Annotated in this window: 2 protein-coding genes; both read right to left on the reverse strand. The window is 52.4% G+C overall.

Going from position 1 to position 1,354, the window contains the following annotated elements:
- Window positions 1–243 precede the first annotated feature (243 nt).
- The gene (locus KDK14_RS12570) at window positions 244–723 is read right to left on the reverse strand and encodes a hypothetical protein (RefSeq protein WP_257265482.1); all 480 of its coding nucleotides are present in this window, start codon (window positions 721–723) and stop codon (window positions 244–246) included.
- 27 nt (window positions 724–750) lie between these two features.
- Window positions 751–1,354 (reverse strand): tetratricopeptide repeat protein (locus KDK14_RS12575; protein WP_257265483.1); only part of this gene is annotated, 604 nt, incomplete at its 5' end.

Below are 1,354 nucleotides of genomic sequence, written 5' to 3' on the forward strand. Positions count from 1 at the left end.
CACCTCACAAAACCGAATTTTTATCCTCAATTTTCTGTCGTCCTCGCTACGGGGATGCCCAGTCGGGCGCTATTCTCGGACAGCCTCCCAAGCTCTGCACCGTGATGATTGTGGCAGAGCCTGATTTTCATTGTGCAGGGTGAGCGAAGCATTTGTCTCCTTCATGGTTTCATCTGAAACCGGCGGAGATTGATGCTTAAGGTATGACCCCAAATCCCTTTTCTCAATCCTGAATAAACCTTGCTACCGGTGGCGTTTTCTTCTGCGGCGCTTGATTGGTGTAGGCAAGCCCGGGGTTTCCTCGGGCTGAACTGTGATAGCCCCGGGCTGTCTTGATTGACGGTCATCAACTGAACCCGATGGCCCGGCAGAATCAGCTGCCATAGCGCTATTGCTGCCGCTATCGCCAGAATTAAACACGGGCGTCAAGTTAGCAGCGTGATTGCACTTACGATCCTGGAGATACTCATTAACACAAACTGCGCTCAATCCCGAAATAAATGGGTCGAAGAATTGAGCACATAACAGACCACCAATACAGGAAACGTGCCAGCTGCATCCCGAACCAAATGCCAGCAAGCAGGAGCTGCCCAGACAGGACACTAAACTGCAAGATTCCAGGGTAACCTCTTTCAGGTCTTTTCGTTCTTGCTTACAGAATTGACAGTGCTGAACATTGTTGCCACTGTGGGCCGGTGGTTGATAGCTGCCTGAAATATTCATGATTCAATAGATCCGATTTTTTATGATTCATTGAGTCAGACCAAATTCATTGCCAGTTGTTCCCAAGCGGTTGAGATTATCCAGGGTATCGGAGTATGCCTGGTCGACGGCCTTGTCAAACCATGTCTGGGCCAAGGCGTCGTTCTGTTCTACCCCCAAGCCATTTTGGTACATACAGCCCACATGATATTGCGCAGTGGCGAATTCCTGGTCGGCGGCCTTGCGGAACCAGAACAGGGCTTCGGCGTAGTTCTGCTCTACCCCCAGACCCTTAAGGTACATCCAGCCCAGGTTATTTTGCGCGGTGGCGTCTCCCTGGTCGGCCCCCTGGCGGAACCGGATCAAAGCCACATCGTAGTTTTGTTTTATCCCCAGGCCATTATGGTACATCCAGCCCAGATTGTTTTGCGCGGCGGGGTATCCCTGGTCGGCGGCCTTGCCGTACCATCTCAGGGCCTCGGCATAGTTCTGTTCAACCCCCAAGCCATTTTGGTATATCCAACCCAAGTTGTTTTGCGCAGTGGCGTATCCCTGGTCGGCGGACTTGCGGAACCAGGTCAGGGCCTTGTCGATGTTCTTTTTCACCCCAAGGCCATTCAGGTACATCCAGCCCAGGCTGTTTTGCGCGAGG

Origin of the sequence: Endozoicomonas sp. ONNA2, assembly GCF_024606365.1 — a bacterium.
Classification (GTDB): Bacteria; Pseudomonadota; Gammaproteobacteria; order Pseudomonadales; family Endozoicomonadaceae; genus Endozoicomonas.